The following is a 19,070-nucleotide window of genomic DNA, read 5'->3' as shown; positions in this document are numbered from 1 at the left end:
CGTCGAGATGGGCGCGCAGGCGCTGGCGGTCGAGGCGCAGGCGCTGGGCGCACTGCAGCAGCGCATCGTCGGGCCGATGGCCGACGCGTTCGCACGGGCGGTCGCGGCCATGCTGGTATGCCGCGGCCGCGTGGTCGTGATGGGCATGGGCAAGAGCGGCCACGTGGGCCGCAAGATCGCCGCGACACTGGCCTCGACCGGCACGCCGGCGATGTTCGTGCACCCTGCCGAGGCGAGTCACGGCGACCTGGGCATGGTGACCCCGTCCGACATCGTGCTGGCGATCTCGAACTCCGGCGAGAGCGACGAGCTGGCGGCCATCCTGCCGGTGCTCAAGCGGCTGGGCGTCATGCTGATCGCGATCACCGGCCGGGCCGACTCCAACCTCGCGCGCCATGCCGAGCTGGTGCTCGACAGCGCGGTCGCACAGGAGGCCTGTCCGCTGAACCTGGCACCGACGGCCAGCACCACCGCGCAGATGGCGCTGGGTGACGCCCTCGCCGTCGCGCTGCTCGATGCCCGCGGCTTCAAGGAGGAAGACTTCGCGCGCTCGCATCCTGGCGGTTCGCTGGGGCGCAAGCTGCTGACGCACGTGCGCGACGTGATGCGCGGCGGCGACGCGGTGCCGAGCGTGGGGCCGGCAACGGCGTTCACCGACCTGATGCGCGAGATGAGCGCGAAGGGCCTGGGCGCCACAGCGATCGTCGATGACGCCGGCCGCGTGCAGGGCATCTTCACCGACGGCGACCTGCGCCGCCTGATCGAGAAGGGCGGCGACCTGCGCGCGCTGACGGCCGCGGAGGTGATGCATCCGGCGCCGCGCACGGTGCGCGACGACGCACTGGCCGTCGATGCCGCCGACCTGATGGAGACGCACCGCATCACCAGTGTGCTCGTGGTCGATGCCCAGGGCGTGCTGGTCGGTGCGCTGAACATCAACGATCTGCTGCGCGCGAAGGTCATCTGATGGATGAGCAGAGCCGGCGCGAATTCCGGGCGACGCTGCAGTTCGCGCCGTCGCTGCTGCTGAAGGCGCAGGGACTGCGCGCGGCGATCTTCGACGTCGACGGCGTGCTGACCGACGGGCGGCTGTACATCGGTGAGCACGGCGAGACCGTCAAGGCCTTCAACTCGCTCGACGGCCATGGCCTCAAGCTGCTGGCGCAGGGCGGCATCGCGCCGCTGGTGATCACCGGCCGCGATTCACCGGCGGTGCGGCGGCGCGTGGCCGATCTGGGCATCGCACACGCGGTCTACGGTGCCCACGACAAGCTGGTTGCCGCGACCGCGTTGCTCGCGACGTTGGGCCTGGACTGGCCCCAGGTGGCGGCGATCGGCGACGACTGGCCCGACCTGCCGCTGCTGGTGCGGGCCGGCTTCGCCGCGGCGCCGTCCAACGCGCATGCCGAGGTGCGCGCGCGGGTCGACCACGTGACGACGGTGGCCGGCGGCCACGGCGCGGCGCGCGAGTTCTGCGACCTGATGCTGGTGGCGAGCGGGCGCTACGCCGGCCTGCTGCAGGGTCATCTCACCACGCTGGACAGCGGCACGGTGGCGGGGCCATCCTCATGACCGATCGCGGCGACAGCCCCGAGCCGCCGTTCGCCGAGCTCCTGCCGCTGGCCCCGCAGGGCGGCGCGCGCGAGGCGGTCGGCGGCCCGTGGACCGCGCGCGCGCTCGATCACCTGCTGCGCTACCTGCCGGTGCTGCTGATGGGCGCGCTGGCGGCGCTGAGCTGGTGGCTGGTGAAAAACACCCCGGTGCCGGGCGACACCAAGGCGGCCCAGGCGCTGAGGCACGAGCCGGACTACACGATGCGCGGCTTTTCCGTCGTGAGCTACACGCCGAGCGGCGCGCTGCGCTCGCGGCTCGAAGGCGACGTGATGCAGCACTACCCGGACACCGACACGATCGAGGTCGAAGGCGTGCGCCTGCGGGCGGTCGACGAGACGGGTCGCGTCACGCTGGGCAGCGCGCAGCGGGCGCTGAGCAACGGGGATGCGACCCAGGTGCGGCTGACCGGCGGCGCGCGCGTGATCCGCGAGCCGGGCCCGGGCGAAGGCCCGTCGGCACGGCTCGAGATCCGCGGCGAGTTTCTCGAGCTGTTCACCGAGACGGAGCGGGTGCGCTCGCACCTGCCGGTGACGCTGTTCACCGGTCGCGGTGAGATGCGCGCCGGCAGCCTCGACTACAGCCACCTCGACCGCATCGGCCAGCTGAGCGGTCGCGTGAGCGGCGAGCTGCTCGCCACGCCGCAGGCGGCGCCGTGAGTGCCGCCGCGCCGCTGGTCTTCATCACCGGGGCGTCGAGCGGCATCGGCCAGGCCCTGGCGGCCCGCTTCGCGCAGGCCGGCTACCGTCTGGCGCTGGTAGCGCGCCGCGCCCACGAGATCGAGGCCTGGTGCCGTGCCCGTGGCTGGCCAGCTGAACGTTGGGCGGTCTACGCGGCCGACGTGCGCGACGTGGCGAGCATCACCGCGGCCGGCCGCGCGTGCCTTCAGGACCAGGGCCTGCCCGACGTGGTGGTGGCCAACGCCGGCATCAGCATCGGCGTCGATACCGCGGAGTACGAAGACCTGGAAGTGATCCGCGCCACCTTCGAGACCAACAACCTTGGCATGGCTGCCACGTTCCAGCCCTTCGTGAAGCCGATGCGCGAGCGGCGCTCGGGCACGTTGGTGGGAGTGGCGAGCGTCGCGGCCATCCGCGGCCTGCCCGGCCACGGCGCCTACTGCGCGAGCAAGGCGGGCGTGGTGAGCTATTGCGAGAGCCTGCGCGGTGAGTGCCGCGTGTTCGGGATCCGGGTCGTGACGTTGGTGCCCGGCTACGTGGCGACGCCGCTGACTGCCGGCAACCGCTACGGCATGCCCTTCCTGATGACGCCCGAGGCCTTTGCCGAGCGCGCCGTGGCGGCGATCCGGGCCGGCGTCAGCTACCGCGTGATCCCCTGGCAGATGGGGATCGTCGCCAAGCTGATGCGGCTGCTCCCGAACGCCGTGCTGGACCGTGCGCTGGTCGGACGGGGCCGCAAGAAGCGCCAGGGCGAATAGGGCCCGCCAAGACAAAAGGCGGTGGGCCGAAGCGCCACCGCCTTTGAGGAATCCCGGAAGCCGGCATCGACCGGCTCGTGCGATGGGGGCTCTCAGTAGCCGCCGCGGCCACCGCCGCCGCCGCCGTAACCGCCACCACCACCGCTGCGACCACCGCCGCCGCCATAACCGCCGCCACCGCCGCTGCGACCACCGCCGCCGCCGCCGTAGCCGCCACCACCACCGCCATAACCACCACCGCCGCCGCTGCGGCCACCACCGCCGCCGCCGTAGCCACCACCGCCGCCGGCACCGCCGCCGCCATAGGGACCACGGAAACCACCCGGCCGCTCTTCACGAGGGCGGGCTTCATTGACGACGATCGCGCGACCGGACAGGGACTGACCGTTCATGCCTTCGATGGCCGCCTGGGCCTCGGCATCGGAGCCCATCTCGACGAAGCCGAAGCCCTTCGAGCGGCCGGTGTCCCGGTCCATCATGACCTTGGCCGAGGTGACGGCGCCGAATTCGCCGAACGCCTGTTGCAGATCGTCGTCGCGCACACTGTAGGCAAGGTTGCCCACGTACAGCTTGTTGCCCATGAGAGAGCGCCTTTCTTCCTCTGAAAACCGGTACAGCGGTACCGAACAATATGTGGAGCCTCAACCCGCCGGAACCGATCCAGAGAAGGCGCCGCATCCAAACACGAAAGCCCATTATGTGGGAAGAGGTGACTTTCGGTGTAGTGGGGCACCCGAGTGTTGTATCGGAGTCGAGCAAACATGCGGCCTGGCGGCCCTTCGGGCGGTGCCCGGACGCGCCCTCGGTCGACAAGCGAATGGCCGGGGACTGAGAATCCCGCGATGGATCTGAAACCCCTGATCGCACTCCTGGCCATCGTCAACCCGATCGGCGCCATTCCCTTCTTCATCACCTTCACCAGCGGTTTCAACCGGCAGCAGCGCCAGCGCACCATTCGGGTGAGCGCCTTCAGCGCCTTCCTCGTGATCTCGATCAGCGCGGTGGCAGGGCTGAAGATCATCGAGTTCTTCGGCATCAGCATCGCCTCCTTCCAGGTCGGCGGCGGCACGCTGCTGCTGATCAGCTCGCTGCAGATGCTCAACGCCCAGCCGGCCGACACCAGCAAGGAAGACATGAGCGAGGGCGCCCAGAAGGCCGACGCCGGGGCCAGCATCGCAGTCGTGCCGCTGACGATCCCGCTGCTGACCGGCCCGGCCACCATCTCGACGATGGTCATCTACGCCGAGCGCACGCGCCACTGGTGGCAACTGGGCACGCTGGTGCTCTACGGGGTGGTGATCGGCGCAGCGGTCTACCTGGCCTTCATCGCCTCGGGCCGCATCGCGCGGGTGCTGGGCAAGACCGGCATCAACGTGATGACGCGGCTGATGGGCCTGATCCTGGCGGCGATGGCGGTGGAGATCATGGCCGAAGGGCTGGCCAAACTGTTCCCGGTGCTCGCATCGGCGATTCCGCGATGAACGACGACGTCACCCCCACCTTCGATCACGTGATCATCGGCGGCGGCACGGCCGGCTGCCTGCTGGCCAACCGCCTGAGCGCCGATCCGGCCAAGCGCGTGCTGCTGCTCGAGGCCGGTGGCCGCGACGACTACCACTGGATCCACATCCCGGTCGGCTACCTGCACTGCATCGGCAACCCGCGCACCGACTGGCTCTACCAGACCGAGCCCGATCCGGGGCTGAACGGCCGCTCGCTGCGCTACCCGCGCGGCAAGGTGCTGGGCGGCTGCTCGAGCATCAACGGCATGATCTACATGCGCGGCCAGTCGCGCGACTACGACCACTGGGCGGCGGTGACCGGCGACGATGGCTGGCGCTGGGACGCCTGCCTGCCGGTCTTCAAGCAGCACGAGGACCACCACGGTGGCGCCGACGAGATGCATGGCGCCGGCGGCGAATGGCGGGTCGAGAAGCAGCGCCTGCGCTGGGACGTGCTGGAGGCGTTCGCGTTGGCCGCGCAGCAGGCCGGCATCCCGGCGAGCGCCGACTTCAACCGCGGCAACAACGAGGGTGTGGGCTACTTCGAGGTCAATCAGCGCGCCGGCTGGCGCTGGAACACGGCCAAGGCCTTCCTCCGACCGACCTGCTATGGCCGGCCCAACTTCGAGATGTGGACCGGCGTGCAGGTGACCCGGCTGCTGATCGAGCGCGGTGCCGACGGCGCGCTGCGCTGCACCGGCTGCGATGTGCAGACGCCCCACGGCCCCGAGACCGTCCGGGCCAGTGCCGAGGTGCTGCTCAGCGCCGGTGCGGTGGGTTCGCCGCAGCTGCTGCAGCTGTCGGGCCTGGGACCGGCGGGGCTGCTGCAGCAGTACGGCATCGCGGTGGCGCAGGACCTGCCCGGCGTCGGCGAGAACCTGCAGGACCATCTCCAGATTCGCGCCGTCTTCAAGCTGCAGGGCGTGCCGACGCTCAACACGCTGTCGGCGTCGTGGTGGGGCAGGGCCCGCATCGGCCTGGAATACGCGTTCAAGCGCAGCGGACCGATGAGCATGGCGCCATCGCAGCTCGGTGCCTTCACCCGCTCGTCGCCGGACCACACGTGGCCCAACCTCGAGTACCACGTGCAACCGCTGAGCCTGGAGGCGTTCGGTGAGCCATTGCATCGCTTCGACGCCTTCACGGCGAGCGTCTGCAACCTCAATCCGACCAGCCGCGGCGCAATCCGCATCCGCAGCCCGCGCTTCGAGGACGCGCCGCTCATCGCGCCGCGCTACCTGTCCACCGAAGCCGACCGCCAGGTGGCGGCCGACAGCCTGCGGGTGACGCGGCGCATCGCGGCGCAGCCGGCGTTGGCCAAATACCGGCCCGAGGAGGTGAAGCCTGGCGTGCAGTTCCAGACCGACGCCGAGCTGGCGCGGCTGGCCGGCGACATCGGCACGACGATCTTCCACCCGGTGGGCACCTGCCGGATGGGGCGCGACGACGACCCGCAGGCTGTCGTCGATGCGCAGCTGCGGGTACGCGGCGTGGCCGGCCTGCGGGTGGTCGACGCCAGCGTGATGCCCACGATCACCAGCGGCAACACCAACAGCCCCACGCTGATGATTGCGGAGAAGGCGGCCCAGTGGATTCGGGCCGATCACGGCCACCGGCGTTGAAGGCGCGTCGCGTCGTGGCGGCCGCACCAACATGTTGCGGAAAACCCCGATGCGGTGCCCTGAGGGGCTCCCTATAGTGCGCTCACTCGCGGCGGGCCAGTCCCGTCAGGCGGGGGATCGAGGAGACAAGCGAAGACTGCGGCGGAGTGGACGACCGCCAGCATCCAGGAGACGACAGCGCGGGCCCACCCGCCACGCGCCAAGAGCGCCGGTACCCCCGGCGCTCTTTTTATTTGTGGCGCTCTTCTTCGTCGGGCCACGCGTGGGTCCAGGCATCATGCGCAACGCCGTTGCCACCCCGCCGCATGCTCGATCTCGCCACCGTCACACTTGCCTCGCTGTTCGCCGGATTCGTCGATGCCATCGTCGGCGGAGGCGGATTGATCTTGGTGCCGGCGCTCTTCAGCGTGTTTCCGGGCGCCGCCCCGGCGACGCTGTTCGGCACCAACAAGGGCGCGGCCGTGTGGGGGACCGCCTGGGCCACGGCGCAGTACGCGAGGCGCGTCACGCTGCCCTGGCAAGCGCTGCTCCCGGCGGCCGGCGCGGCGCTGGTCGGTAGCTTTGCGGGGGCCTGGGCGGTGATGCAGGTGTCGGCCGACGGGCTGCGGCGCGCCCTGCCTTTCATCCTGCTGGGGGTGTTGCTGTACACGCTGGTCCGCAAGGATCTGGGACGCACCCACGAGCCGCAGCACAGCGGTGTCCGCGAGACGGCCTGGGCCTGCGGTATCGGCGCCGTGGTGGGCTTCTACGACGGCTTCTTCGGTCCGGGCACGGGCAGCTTCTTCGTGTTCCTGTTCGTGCGCCTGCTGGGCTACGACTTCCTGCATGCCAGCGCGAGCGCCAAGCTGCTGAACACGGCGACCAATCTGTCGGCGCTGGCCGCGTTTGCCTGGAGCGGCCATGTGTGGTGGCACGTCGCGCTGGTGATGGCGGTGGCGAACGTGGCGGGCAGCCTGCTGGGCACGCGGCTCGCGTTGCGGCATGGTGCAGGCTTCGTGCGCGGCGTCTTCATCGTCGTCGTCTCGCTGCTCATCGCGAAGACGGGCTACGACGCCTTCCTCCGCTGAGGCATGCCGCGCCACCGGGCTCGCGCAGAATCGCGGCGCATGAGAGCAAGCCGTTTCCTCCGTCGCGCGGCCACGCTGTCGGCTCTGTGGCTGGCCGGCGCGGCCGCTGCGCAGGACGCGGCGCCGACGGTCTGTCGCGTCAAAGGCCTGAAGCACGAGGTGTTGTGCGGCCATGTGACGCGGGCCCTGGATCCGGCGCAGCCGGGGGGCACGACGGTCACGGTGCACTACGTGGTCGTGCCGGCGGCGGCGCGTCACAAGCGAGCCGACCCGATCTTCTTCTTTGCCGGCGGCCCTGGACAGAGCGCCATCGCGCTGGCCGGTTCGGTGCTGCCGCTGTTCCAGCGCCTGAACAACCGGCGTGACCTGGTCTTCATCGATCAGCGCGGCACCGGGCGCTCGGCGCCCCTGGCCTGCGACGCCGAGGACGAGCTGCCGCTGGCGCAGCGCTTCGATGCCGAGCGTGGTCGCCAGCGTCTCGCCGCCTGCCTGGCTTCGCTGCGAAAGCTGCCGCATGGCGATCTGCGCCAGTACACGACGAGCATCGCGATGGCCGATGCCGATGCGGTGCGGGCCGCACTGGGTGCGTCGCAGATCAACCTGGTGGGCGGCTCCTACGGCACGCGGGCGGCGCTGGACTATCTGCGGCAGTTCCCGTCGCATGTGCGCCGTATCGTGCTCGACGGCGTCGCGCCGCCCGACATGGTGCTGCCCGCCAGCATGGGCCAGGATGTGGAAGCCGCGCTGGCGCGGCTTTTCACCGACTGCGAGCAGGAGCCAAGCTGCCAGGCGCGCCACCCGCGGCTGCGGGCGCACTGGCAGGGCCTGCTGAGCGCCGCGCCTCGGCCAGCGAGCGTGGTCGATCCGCTGGATGGCCGGCCGGCCACGGTGAGGATCGATGTCGATCTGCTGGCCAACGCGGTGCGCGGGCCGCTGTACGCGCCGGGCCTGGCCGCGGCCCTGCCCTTCGCGATCGACGAGGCGGCCGCCGGGCGCTACGCGGCCCTGGTCGGATTGGCCGGGGTGCTGGGCGGCGGGCCGCGGACGACGCGGCTGTTCGAGGGCCTGCATTTCTCGGTGGTGTGCGCAGAGGATGCGCCGGACGCCGCGGCTCCGCCGCCGTCCGGGCTGGGTGCCGTGTACCTGCGTCCCTATGCGGCGCTGTGCCGCGACTGGCCGCGCGGCAGTGTGCCGCCGACTTTCCGCGACCTGCCGACCAGCCAGGTTCCGGTGCTGGCCCTCAGCGGCACGCTCGACCCGGTGACGCCGCCGCGCCACGGCGAGCGGGTGGTGAAGGCGCTCGGGCCGCGGGCACGTCATGTGGTGGTACCGAATGCCGGTCACGGCGTGATGGCGATCGGCTGCACGCGCGAGCTGCTGTACCGCTTCATCGACGCGGACGACGAGGCCCAGGCCCTGGCGGTCGACGCCGGGTGCCTGGCGCACCTGCCGCGCCCGCCGGCGTTCGAGCCGCCGCGGCCCGGACCGTCGCTGGCGGGAGCGGCGCGATGATCCGCGTCGAAGCCCTGCACAAGCGCTTCGACCCGCCGGCAAGCCGCTGGCGCGCGCGCAAGCCGCCCGCGCCGGTCGTGGCGGTGGATCGGGTGGACTTCACCGCGGTCGATGGCCGCATCACCGGGCTGCTGGGCCCCAACGGGGCCGGCAAGACGACGACGCTGCGCATGGTGGCCGGTCTGGTCGTGCCCGACGCGGGCGCGATCGAGGTCGATGGCATCGACGTGCTGCAGGCGCCGCGGCAGGCCCTGCGCCGCATGGGGGTGCTGAGCGACGCGCGTGGTCTGTATCCGCGCCTGAGCGCGCGCGAGAACATCGTCTACTACGCGGCACTGCATGGGCTGGAGCGCGATGCCGCGCATGCGCGCGTCGATGTGCTGGCGCAGACGCTCGACATGAAGCCGCTGCTCGAGCGGCGCACCGAAGGCTTCAGCCAAGGTGAGCGCATGAAGACGGCACTGGCGCGCGCGCTGGTGCACGATCCGGCCAACATCATCCTCGACGAGCCGACCAACGGCCTCGACGTGCTGGCCACCCGCGCACTTCGCGAGGCGCTGCGACACCTGTGCAGCCCCGCCGGCGGCGGCAAGTGCATCGTGCTGTCGAGCCACATCATGCAGGAGGTGGAGCGGCTGTGCGACGAGGTGGTGGTCGTCGCGCATGGCCGCACCGTGGCGGTGGGCACGGTGGCGCAACTCTGCGAAAGCGCCGGCGAGCGTGACTTCGAGGAGGCCTTCGTAAAGCTGGCCTTCGCGCAGGAGCTGCAGGAGGTCCGCGCATGACGCGTCGTCATCTCGGGCCCGCGGTCCGGTCCGGTGCCACAGCGGTGTTTTGCAAGGAGCTGGTCGATGCCCTGCGAGACCGGCGCACGCTGGCGACCGTGCTGCTCAGCGCCGTGCTGATGGGCCCGCTGGTGCTGCTGCTGCTGTCGAGCCTGGTCGCCACGCTGGAGTCGCAAGCCGAGCGGCGTGTGGTGATGGTGCAGGGCATCGAGCACGCACCGACGTTGCGCAACTTCATCGAACGCCAGACCTTCCGTATCGAGACGGCACCAGCCGATTACGAGGGGCACCTGCGCGACGCGCGGCTCGGCGATCCGGTGCTGGTGGTCGGCGAGGATTTCGAGCGCCGCCTGGCCGCCGGCGAGGCGCCCGAGGTGCTGCTGGTCAGCGACAGCAGCAACCGCCAGGCCGCGGCCGGCGTGGGCCGGCTGGCCCGCCTCCTCGATGCCTTCAGCCGCGAGCGCGGCACGCTGTTGCTGGCCCTGCGCGGGGTGCCAGGGTCCCTGTTGCAGGCCATCGATGTGGAAGAGCGCGACTTGGCCAGCACGCGCAGTCGCGCTGCCCAGTTCACCGGCCTGCTGCCGTTCTTCGTGATCATGGCCGTGCTGTACGGCGCGTTGAATGCGGCGCTCGATACCACCGCGGGCGAACGCGAGCGCGGCTCGCTCGAGCCGCTGTTGACGAACCCGGCCGCGCCGCTGGCGCTGGTGATCGGGAAGTGGGGGGCCGTGGCCGCCGTGAGCATGCTGATCGCACTGCTCAGCGTATTGAGCTTCCTGCCCGCCCAGTGGCTGATCCGCAGCGAGACGCTGCGTTCACTGTTCCTGTTCGGCCCGCGCGAGGCGCTCGGCTTCCTGCTCGTGCTGCTGCCGCTGGCGGCGTCGCTGTCGGCCGCGATGATGGCCGTGGCAATCCGCTGCAGGAGCTTCAAGGAAGCGCAGGCCAACAGCACGGGGGTCATCCTCGCGGTGTCGCTGCTGCCGCTGCTGACCCTGTTCAATCAGGGCGGCGAGAAGCCCTGGTTCGTGTGGCTGCCGGCCCTGGCACAGCACACGCTGATGAACCGCGTGCTGCGCGGTGACAGCCTGTCGGCGACGGACCTGCTGGCGCCGCTGGCTGTGGCCCTGCTGCTGACGGCCTTGTGCCTGGGCTACATCGCGCGCCGGCTGCGCGCGGCGGCGGTGCGCTGAGCCGGCCCGACGACGCGCCAGCGCGCCTGCGGCATCATCGGCGGCGATGGACCATCCGCTTCCCGAGATCTCCTGGCGCTGTGCGCGCCTGCATGAACTGTCGCCGCTCGAATTGCAGCGCATCCACATCGCTCGCCAGCAGGTGTTCGCCGTCGAGCAGGACTGCGTGTTCCAGGATGCCGACGAAGTCGACGAGCACTCGGCCCACCTCGCGGCCTGGCGCGCGGACGGCGTGCTGCTTGCCTATGCGCGCCTCGTCGACCCCGGCGTGAAGTACGCCGAGCCGTCGCTCGGCCGGGTGCTGACCACGGCGGTTGCGCGCGGCACCGGCGTGGGTCGCGCGCTGGTACGGCGCGCGGTCGACCACCTCACCGGGGCATTTCCGGGACAGGGCCTGCGCATCTCGGCGCAGCTGCGGCTCGAACGCTTCTACGCGGAAGCGGGCTTCCTCAGCATTGGCGAGCCCTACCTCGAGGACGACATGCCGCACATCGAGATGCTGCGCCGCGGCTGAGTCGCCTCCACGGCGCGCCCCCGGGCCCGCGGGCCTCAGGTCAACCAGCCGCCCGCTCCGGCCGACAGCGATTTCGAGGTGATGCCGGCGAACGGCACGGCAGGCCGCGGCAGCGTGTGCTGTGTCTGCTCGAGGGCGCGGCTCACTTCGGCCTGCCAGGGCAGGCGATGCACCAGGCCGTTGAGATGCGGTGCCACCTCGTGCGCGGTGAGCACCTCGCCCTCGCGGCCGAGCAGTCGCAGGTTGGTGATCATCATCATCGGGTCGGCGATCGCGATGATGCCTTCGGACACCTCGATCCAGTCCCAGGAAATGCCGGCGGCACTGTCGCCCGCGCGACCTCCCCAGACGGTCTGGCCCATGCTGGGCCAATCCTTGTTCAGTCGAGTCGACACATGCGTGCCAAGGTGCACAAAGTGCAGCGGCGCATCGCGGCCAGGCTGCCACAATGCAGAGGGCCACGCGTTGACGGTCCATGCAGGAATCATGATATGAACGGGCTTGCACCCGGCAACTGCTACAGAGGTCGGAAGTGTGGAGACCAGGGCGGTCGTTGGCAGCTGTAAACCTTTTCAGGGACGCTCGCTGGAAACGAAGGAACATCGATTCCGTCACGAGTCGTTCATGACAGAACCGGGATAGACAACAGGATGCTGCTGGGCAGCTTTCAATCGGTGCTCGAAGCGCGCAACCGCGATGAGTTTCGCGGCGAGGTCGTGCGTTTCGCGAAGCGGCTCGGGTTCGAGACGGTGTCGGCCATCACGGTGGTCGATCACCCGGTGGGCGATACCGAGTTCGTCGCCATCGACAATGCGCCCGACGCCTACAAGGACGCCATCGAGGATCCCAAGGCCGGTCAGCTCGACCCGGTGATGCAGCATTGCAAGCGGCAGAGTGTGCCGATCATCTGGGACCAGAGCACCTATGTGTCTGCCGGTCAAGGCAGCATGTGGGAGGCGCAGGCGCGGTTCGGCTTTCGCACTGGGATCTGCCTGGCGTTGCACATGCCCGAAGGCCGGCACTTCGTGATCGGGGTGGATCGCGACCAGGCCTTGCCGAAGGACCGCGGCGAAGTGACGCGCCTCGTCGCCGACCTGCAGCTGTTCGCGGTGCATGCCCAGGACACGGCGATGCGGGTGCTGGTGCCGGAGCGCCTGCAGCTCGAGCGGCCGAAACTCACGCCCCGCGAACTGGACAGCCTGCGCTGGACGATGGACGGCAAGACCGCCTGGGAGGTCGGCTCCATCATGGGCATCTCGGAGCGGACGGCGGTGCTGCACATCAACAACGCGATGCACAAGCTGGCCTGCACGAACAAGCACCAGGCCGTGCTCAAGGCCTTGCGGCTGGGATTGCTCCGCTAGGTGCCGCTGCGTTCTGCCGCTAGGGTTTGCCCTTGACCCTGTAAGAGTTTTCAGTATCCCTTGTTCGTGGGGGCTGCTTCAATCTGACCAATTCACCGCCGCGGCGGTGCCTACCGGTCCAGCTAGGAGCAGCCATGCAGATCGTCCGCCAGTTCACCGAGCGCTTTTCCCGTGTCAAGGCCACCAAGCGTGTCCAGCAGAAGTCGGCAGAACCGCAGACCGCGCCGCAGCCGCTCGATGCCGGCCAGCTGCGCCAAATCAGCGGGGGTGCGCGCGTGCCCGCGCCGAAAAACACCTGGTGATGAGGGTGGCTTGCGACGCCCAGCGGCTGTCGCAAGCTTGAGGGGTTGTCACCATACGCTCGTTGTGACGGCGGGCTAGATCGTGGTGTCGCCCCTTTTCAGGTCCGAAGCAGTCGATGCCCGCCAGCATGCTTGGCTGGGGGGTATTCAGGTCATACGGCCCCTGTCGCTTTCCCTGCTGACCGCCTGCGCGGTAGGCGCTGCGGCGACAGTGATCGCTTACCTCTGCATTGGTGAGTACACCCGCAAGGCGCGCGTCGCGGGCGTGCTGGTGCCCGACCAGGGCGTGATCCGCCTGCTGCCGCCGGAAGCGGCGACGGTGCTGGAGCGCCACGCCCAGGAGGGGCAGACGGTGCGTCGCGGCGACGCGCTGTTCGTTTTGTCGGTCGATCGCTCGACCGCCAGCGGCGATGCCCAGGCCTCGGTGCAGCGCAGCCTGGCGGTCAAGGAGCGCAGCCTTCAGGGTGCGGTGCAGCAGCAGGCGGCCCTGCTCGAAGCGCAGCGGATCGCGCTGGAGCGCCAGATCGCCGACCGGCGTGGCGAGCTCGCCCAACTCCAGGTCGAGACGCAATTGCACCGCCAGCGCCTGGTGCTGGCCGAGCAGGCGATGGCCCGGCTCGAGTCGCTGCGGGCCGACAACTTCATTTCGTCGGCCCAAGTGCAGGCCAAGTCGGAGGAGGTGCTGGCGGTGCAGGCGCAACTGCAGGGCCTGGAGAGGCAGCGCGCGACCCAGTTGCGGGAGATCGGGGCGCTGGAAGTGCAGCGGCGTGAGCTGCCATTGCGCGCCCAGGTGGCGACCGGCGAGCTGGAGCGCGACCTCGCCACCGTGGCCCAGGAGGCCGCGGAGACCGAGGCGCGGCAGCGCATCGTCGTGCGAGCACCTTCGGACGGCGTTCTGGGTGCGGTGCTGGCCGATCCGGGGCAATCCGTGTCCCCCGCCGCCGCGTTGGCAAGCCTGGTGCCTTCGGATGCGCGGCTACAGGCCCATCTGTATGCGCCGTCCAGCGCGCTCGGCTTCGTGCGGCCGGACCAGACCGTCCTGCTGCGCTACCAGGCCTATCCGTACCAGAAGTTCGGCCATCAGACGGGCCACGTGCTGCAGGTGTCGCGCACGCCGCTGCAGTCGGCCGAGCTCGCCGGTGTGCCGCTGGCCGGCGTGGCGAACTATTCCACTGTCAGCGGCGAGCCGCTGTACCGCATCACGGTGGCGCTCGATCGGCAGAGCGTGCCGGCCTACGGGCAGCAGCAGGCCCTGTCGGCCGGCATGCAGCTGGAGGCGGACGTCGAGCTCGACCGGCGCCGCCTGATCGAATGGCTGTTCGAACCGCTGCTCGGCCTGACCGGCCGTGTGGCGGCGGGCCGCACCTGATCGTCCGGCAACGATGGCGAACGCCTTGCGCATGGGCTTCGGCGCGCCGCGCCTGCCGATGATCCTGCAGACCGAGGCGGCGGAGTGCGGCCTGGCCTGCCTCGCCATGGTGGCTTCGCACCACGGCCATCGCAGCGACCTCCCGAGCTTGAGGCAGCGCTTCTCGCTGTCCTTGAAGGGCGTGACGCTGGCCGACCTGGTGGCGATGGCGGGGCAACTCCAGCTCAATGCACGGCCGCTGCGCGCGGAGCTCGCGCATCTTTCGCAGCTGCAGTTGCCCTGCATCCTGCACTGGGACCTGAACCACTTCGTGGTGCTGGCGAAGGTGCAGCGAGGCGTTGCCGTCATCCACGATCCGGCGCACGGGGTGCGGCGGCTGCCGCTGGCCGAGGTCTCGCGCCACTTCACCGGCGTGGTGCTGGAACTGATGCCCGGCACCGGCTTCGAGCCCCGCACCGAACGCCAGCACGTCAGCCTACGGCAGCTGCTCGGCCCGGTGCGGGGCCTGAAGCGCTCGCTGGCGCAGGTGTTCGCGCTCGCGCTCGCGCTCGAGGTCTTCATGCTGCTGGCGCCGTTCTTCCTGCAATGGGTGGTCGACGGCGCGCTGCTCAGCGCCGACCGCGACCTGCTGCTCACGCTGGTGATCGGCTTCGGCTTGCTCGTGGTGATTCAGGTGGCCACCGGTGCCTTGCGGTCCTGGGCGGTGCTCTACCTGTCGAGCACGCTCAACCTGCAATGGCTGGGCAATGTGTTCGCACACCTGATGCGCCTGCCGGTCGAGTGGTTCGAGAAGCGCCATGCCGGTGACGTGATGTCGCGTTTCGGCGCGGTGCAGAAGATCCAGCAGACGCTGACCACCAGCTTCATCGAGGCCATGCTCGACGGGCTGCTGGTGGTTGCCACGCTGGTGATGATGTGGGTCTACAGCGCCACATTGACGGCCATCGCGATCGGCGCGGTGGCGCTCTACGCGCTGCTGCGCTGGGCCTTCTTCACGCCGCTGCGCGACGCGACCGAAGAGGCGATCGTGCACGATGCGAAGCGCTCGACGCATTTTCTCGAATCGCTGCGCGGCGTGCAGGCGATCAAGCTGTTCAATCGCCAGGACGAGCGCCGCGCCCGCTTCATGAACCTGGTGGTCGACGCGATGAACGCCGACATCGCGATCAAGAAGCTCGAGCTCGCCTTCGCCGTGCTCAACAAGCTGGTGTTCGGCGTCGAGCGCATCGCCGTCATCGGCATCGGCGCGCTGCTGGTGATGGAGCAGCAGTTCACCGTGGGCATGCTGTTCGCGTTCCTGGCCTTCAAGGAGCAGTTCGCGCAGCGCGTCAGCGGTCTGATCGACAAGGCGATCGAGCTGAAGATGCTGCGGCTGCAAGGCGAGCGCCTGGCCGACATCGTGCTGGCGGCGCCCGAGGCGCAGGGCGAGGGCCTGCACGCGGCGCGCGACCTCGCACCGCGCATCGAGCTGCGCGACGTGAGCTTCCGCTACGCGGATACCGAGCCCGACGTGCTGAAGGGCTGCAGCCTGCACATCGAGCCCGGCGAGGCGGTGGCGATCGTCGGACCGTCGGGCTGCGGCAAGACCACGCTGCTCAAGCTGATGCTCGGCATCCACGCGCCCGCCGCCGGCGAGATCCGCATCGGAGGCCTGCCGCTGTCGCAGCTGGGGCTCGGCCGCTGGCGCGCCATGATCGGCACCGTGATGCAGGACGACCAGCTGTTCGCCGGGTCAATTGCCGACAACATCTCGTTCTTCGACGTGGATGCCGATGCCGCCTGGGTCGAGCAGTGCGCCCGGCTGGCCTGCGTGAACGACGAGATCGACGCGCTGCCGATGGGTTACCACACGCTGATCGGCGACATGGGCGCCAGCCTGTCCGGTGGGCAGCGCCAGCGCATCCTGCTGGCCCGTGCGCTGTACAAGCGACCTCGCATCCTGTTTCTCGACGAGGCGACGAGCGCGCTCGATGTCGAGCGGGAGCGGCAGGTGAACCAGGCCATCCGCGGGCTCGACATCACGCGCGTGATCGTCGCCCACCGGCCCGAGACCATCGCGGCGGCGGCCCGCGTGATCGTGCTCCAGCAGGGGCGTGTCGCGCAGGACCTGCGCAGCGTGCCGAACACGCAGCAGTCCGAGCCGGGCAACTGACCGAAAGCCGCAGCGGCCCGCTGCGGCTCTGCCGCCGATGCGGTCGTGCCGGGCCGCGACTTTGCTAGGGTACGCTTTGTCATGGAAGATGCCCTGCGCCCTCCGGCGCTCGATCCGCGCGCCGCCCTGTTCCTCGATTTCGACGGAACCCTGGTACCGATCGCCCCGCGGCCCGACGGCATCGAGGTCGGTGCCTGGCTGGTGCCGACCTTGCAGCAGCTGCACGCGCTGCTCGGCGGGGCACTGGCCCTCGTCAGCGGACGCCCGCTCAGCGAACTCGATGCCTGGCTTGCGCCGCTGCGACTGCCGGCGGCAGGCGTGCACGGCGTCGAGCGTCGCGATGGCGACGGGCCGACGCGCCGGCTCGCAGGCGGCCTGCCGGACACCCTGATTCACCGCGTCGAACGCCTGGTGGCACGCACGCCCGACCTGCGGCTCGAGCGCAAGCCGGGCGCACTGGCGCTGCACTATCGCGACGCGCCGCATCTGGGCGACATGTGCGCCCGCATGATGCTGGCCGCCGCACGCCCGCACGCCGAGCTGACCGTGCTGCTCGGCAAGTGCGTGGTCGAGGTCAAGCCGCGCGGCGCGACCAAGGCCAACGCGGTGAGCGAGTTCCTGGCGCATCCGGCGTTCGCCGGGCGGCAGCCCGTGTTCGTCGGCGACGATGCGACCGACGAGGACGGCTTCGCCGCCGTGCAGGCTGTCGGCGGCATCGGCATCAAGGTGGGTGACGGGCCGAGCGGTGCCCAGTTCCGTCTGGGTGGCCCCGAGGCGGTGCGGTTGTGGCTGCAGGCGGCGCTGCCCCAGCCGGCATATCCCGTCGCGCTGGAGGTCTCCCGGTGAGCGCAGCGGCTTCGCTCGAGCTGGGTCTGGTCGGCAACTGCGCGATCAGCGCGCTGATCGACCGCGAGGCCCGCATCGTCTGGTGCTGCCTGCCGCGCTTCGACGGCGACCCGACCTTCCACGCGCTGATCGACACGCCCGACGCGTGGCCGGCCGACGGCAGCTGGTGCATCGAGATCGAGAACTTCGTGCGCAGCGAGCAGGCCTACGACGAAGGCACCGCCATCCTGCGCACGCGGCTGTTCAGTGCCGACGGCGATGTGATCGAGATCACCGATTTCGCACCGCGCTTCCTCAGCCGCGACCGCACCTTCCGGCCCGCGATGCTGGTGCGGCGTGTGCATCCGCTGCAGGGCCATCCGCGCGTGCGCGTCAGCCTGCGGCCTCGCGCCGACTGGGGGCGCGTCGCGCCGGAGGTCGCGCGCGGCAGCCATCACTTGCGATACGCCGGCCCGACCGGGACGCTGCGTCTCACCACCGATGCGCCCATCACCTATGTGCAGGACGAGACCTGGTTCTCGCTGGCGGCGCCGCTGAACCTGCTGCTCGGCCCCGACGAGACGCTGGAGCGCGGCGCGGCCGAGGTGGCGCGCGATTTCGAGGAACTCACCGCGCTCTACTGGCGCACCTGGACCCGCCGGCTGGCCCTCCCGCTGGAATGGCAGGCGGCCGTTATCCGCGCCGCGATCACGCTCAAGCTGTGCCTGTTCGACGAGACCGGCGCGATCGTCGCGGCGATGACCACCAGCCTGCCCGAGGCGCCGGGCAGCGGCCGCAACTGGGATTACCGGTACTGCTGGCTGCGCGACGCCTTCTTCGTGGTGCGGGCGCTCAACAGCCTGTCCGAACTGGAGACGATGGAGGACTACCTGCGTTGGCTGCACAACGTGGTGCGCGACGCGCGCGGGGGCTTCATCCAGCCGCTGTACGGCCTGGGCCTTGAGAAGGATCTGCCCGAGGAAGAACTCCCGCATCTGCGCGGCTACCGCGGCATGGGTCCGGTGCGGCGCGGCAACCAGGCGCACACGCACGCGCAGCACGACGTGTACGGCAACGTGCTGCTCGGGGCGTCGCAGTCCTTCCATGATCTGCGGCTGTTCCGCCGCGCTGACGCCGACGACTTCGCGCGGCTCGAGGCGGTGGGTGAGCAGGCCTGGCTGGTGCACGACCAGCCCGATGCGGGAATGTGGGAGCTGCGCACGCGCGCGCGGGTGCACACCTCGTCGGCGCTGATGTGCTGGGCGGCCTGCGATCGGCTGGCGAAGATCGCCACCCGTCTGGGCCTGCCCGAGCGGGACGCCCACTGGCGCGGCCGGGCCGCGGCGATCCGAGAGCGCGTGCTGCGCGAAGCCTGGAGCGACAAGCGCCAGGCCTTCGCCGAGAGCCTGGGTGGCGAGAATCTCGATGCCAGCGTGCTGCTGATGGCCGAAGTGGGCTTCATCGACCCGATGGACCCGCGCTTCGTCGCGACGGTCGACGCGCTGGAGGCGCACCTCTGCGATGGCCCCTACATGCGTCGCTACGAGGCGGCCGACGACTTCGGCAAACCTGAGACGGCCTTCAACATCTGCGCCTTCTGGCGCATCGACGCGTTGGTGCGCATCGGCCGGCGCGAGCAGGCCCGGCAGATCTTCGAATCCATGCTCGCGTCGCGCAATGCGCTGGGCCTGCTCTCGGAAGACACCGACGCGCGCACCGGCGAGCTGTGGGGCAACTTCCCGCAGACCTATTCGATGGTCGGCATCATCAATGCCGCAATGCGTCTGTCGGTGCCCTGGGACACGGTGATCTGATGC

19 protein-coding genes are annotated in these 19,070 nt (G+C 70.2%); 17 read left to right on the top strand and 2 right to left on the bottom strand.

Annotated elements, in window-relative coordinates:
- Positions 1-7 precede the first annotated feature (7 nt).
- The 4 genes from MPE_RS19225 to MPE_RS19210 are packed head-to-tail and all read left to right on the top strand — an operon-like array spanning position 8 to position 3,049.
- A complete protein-coding gene (locus MPE_RS19225; protein ID WP_049820848.1) occupies positions 8-967 on the top strand; it encodes a KpsF/GutQ family sugar-phosphate isomerase in 960 nt (319 codons plus the stop codon).
- Positions 967-1,572 carry a KdsC family phosphatase gene (locus tag MPE_RS19220; RefSeq protein WP_011831381.1) on the top strand — a complete coding sequence of 202 codons (606 nt, stop codon included), beginning with the start codon at positions 967-969 and terminating at the stop codon, positions 1,570-1,572. Before MPE_RS19225 ends, MPE_RS19220 begins: the two co-directional genes overlap by 1 nt.
- Positions 1,569-2,270, top strand: coding sequence for an LPS export ABC transporter periplasmic protein LptC (lptC, locus tag MPE_RS19215; protein WP_011831380.1), 702 nt, complete (start codon positions 1,569-1,571; stop codon positions 2,268-2,270). Before MPE_RS19220 ends, lptC begins: the two co-directional genes overlap by 4 nt.
- A complete protein-coding gene (locus tag MPE_RS19210; RefSeq protein ID WP_011831379.1) occupies positions 2,267-3,049 on the top strand; it encodes an SDR family oxidoreductase in 783 nt (260 codons plus the stop codon). The genes lptC and MPE_RS19210 overlap by 4 nt, the downstream gene beginning before the upstream one ends.
- A gap of 92 nt (positions 3,050-3,141) precedes the next feature.
- Here MPE_RS19210 and rbp read toward each other — a convergent pair whose 3' ends face one another.
- A complete protein-coding gene (gene rbp, locus MPE_RS19205; RefSeq protein ID WP_011831378.1) occupies positions 3,142-3,630 on the bottom strand; it encodes an RNA-binding regulator in 489 nt (162 codons plus the stop codon).
- A gap of 261 nt (positions 3,631-3,891) precedes the next feature.
- On the opposite strand from rbp, the gene MPE_RS19200 reads away from it, so the two are divergent.
- From MPE_RS19200 to MPE_RS19170, 7 genes are all read left to right on the top strand, one after another.
- A complete protein-coding gene (locus tag MPE_RS19200) occupies positions 3,892-4,530 on the top strand; it encodes a MarC family protein (RefSeq protein ID WP_041929773.1) in 639 nt (212 codons plus the stop codon).
- A complete protein-coding gene (locus MPE_RS19195) occupies positions 4,527-6,173 on the top strand; it encodes a GMC family oxidoreductase (protein WP_011831376.1) in 1,647 nt (548 codons plus the stop codon). Before MPE_RS19200 ends, MPE_RS19195 begins: the two co-directional genes overlap by 4 nt.
- A gap of 305 nt (positions 6,174-6,478) precedes the next feature.
- Positions 6,479-7,240 carry a TSUP family transporter gene (locus MPE_RS19190; protein WP_011831375.1) on the top strand — a complete coding sequence of 254 codons (762 nt, stop codon included), beginning with the start codon at positions 6,479-6,481 and terminating at the stop codon, positions 7,238-7,240.
- A gap of 39 nt (positions 7,241-7,279) precedes the next feature.
- Entirely contained in the window at positions 7,280-8,752 is a 1,473-nt protein-coding gene (locus tag MPE_RS19185; RefSeq protein WP_041929772.1) for an alpha/beta fold hydrolase, read from the top strand.
- On the top strand, positions 8,749-9,537 hold the full coding sequence (locus MPE_RS19180) for an ATP-binding cassette domain-containing protein (protein WP_011831373.1): 789 nt from the start codon (positions 8,749-8,751) through the stop codon (positions 9,535-9,537). The genes MPE_RS19185 and MPE_RS19180 overlap by 4 nt, the downstream gene beginning before the upstream one ends.
- Positions 9,534-10,727: an ABC transporter permease gene (locus MPE_RS19175; RefSeq protein WP_011831372.1), complete on the top strand. Its 1,194-nt coding sequence runs from the start codon at positions 9,534-9,536 to the stop codon at positions 10,725-10,727. Before MPE_RS19180 ends, MPE_RS19175 begins: the two co-directional genes overlap by 4 nt.
- Before the next feature lie 46 nt (positions 10,728-10,773).
- On the top strand, positions 10,774-11,241 hold the full coding sequence (locus MPE_RS19170) for a GNAT family N-acetyltransferase (protein ID WP_011831371.1): 468 nt from the start codon (positions 10,774-10,776) through the stop codon (positions 11,239-11,241).
- 35 nt (positions 11,242-11,276) lie between these two features.
- Here the strand turns inward: MPE_RS19170 and MPE_RS19165 are convergent, their stop codons facing one another.
- Positions 11,277-11,603 carry a DUF4902 domain-containing protein gene (locus MPE_RS19165; RefSeq protein WP_148210984.1) on the bottom strand — a complete coding sequence of 109 codons (327 nt, stop codon included), beginning with the start codon at positions 11,601-11,603 and terminating at the stop codon, positions 11,277-11,279.
- Between the two features lie 288 nt (positions 11,604-11,891).
- On the opposite strand from MPE_RS19165, the gene MPE_RS19160 reads away from it, so the two are divergent.
- The 6 genes from MPE_RS19160 to MPE_RS19140 all read left to right on the top strand — a co-directional run bounded on the left by MPE_RS19160 (position 11,892) and on the right by MPE_RS19140 (position 19,067).
- The gene (locus tag MPE_RS19160; protein WP_011831369.1) at positions 11,892-12,605 is read left to right on the top strand and encodes a helix-turn-helix transcriptional regulator; all 714 of its coding nucleotides are present in this window, start codon (positions 11,892-11,894) and stop codon (positions 12,603-12,605) included.
- Between the two features lie 134 nt (positions 12,606-12,739).
- Positions 12,740-12,907, top strand: a complete 168-nt coding sequence (locus tag MPE_RS24340; protein ID WP_155935789.1) for a hypothetical protein — start codon at positions 12,740-12,742, stop codon at positions 12,905-12,907.
- Positions 12,908-13,118: 211 nt separating this feature from the next.
- Positions 13,119-14,276: an HlyD family secretion protein gene (locus tag MPE_RS19155; protein ID WP_049820847.1), complete on the top strand. Its 1,158-nt coding sequence runs from the start codon at positions 13,119-13,121 to the stop codon at positions 14,274-14,276.
- A 13-nt stretch (positions 14,277-14,289) separates the two neighbouring features.
- Entirely contained in the window at positions 14,290-16,428 is a 2,139-nt protein-coding gene (locus tag MPE_RS19150) for a peptidase domain-containing ABC transporter (protein ID WP_011831366.1), read from the top strand.
- Between the two features lie 81 nt (positions 16,429-16,509).
- Positions 16,510-17,274, top strand: coding sequence for a trehalose-phosphatase (gene otsB / locus MPE_RS19145; RefSeq protein ID WP_011831365.1), 765 nt, complete (start codon positions 16,510-16,512; stop codon positions 17,272-17,274).
- On the top strand, positions 17,271-19,067 hold the full coding sequence (locus MPE_RS19140; protein WP_011831364.1) for a glycoside hydrolase family 15 protein: 1,797 nt from the start codon (positions 17,271-17,273) through the stop codon (positions 19,065-19,067). Before otsB ends, MPE_RS19140 begins: the two co-directional genes overlap by 4 nt.
- Positions 19,068-19,070: the final 3 nt, after the last annotated feature.

This window comes from Methylibium petroleiphilum PM1, assembly GCF_000015725.1.
Taxonomy (GTDB): Bacteria; Pseudomonadota; Gammaproteobacteria; order Burkholderiales; family Burkholderiaceae_C; genus Methylibium; species Methylibium petroleiphilum.
This window is presented reverse-complemented; position numbering and strand designations above follow the sequence as displayed.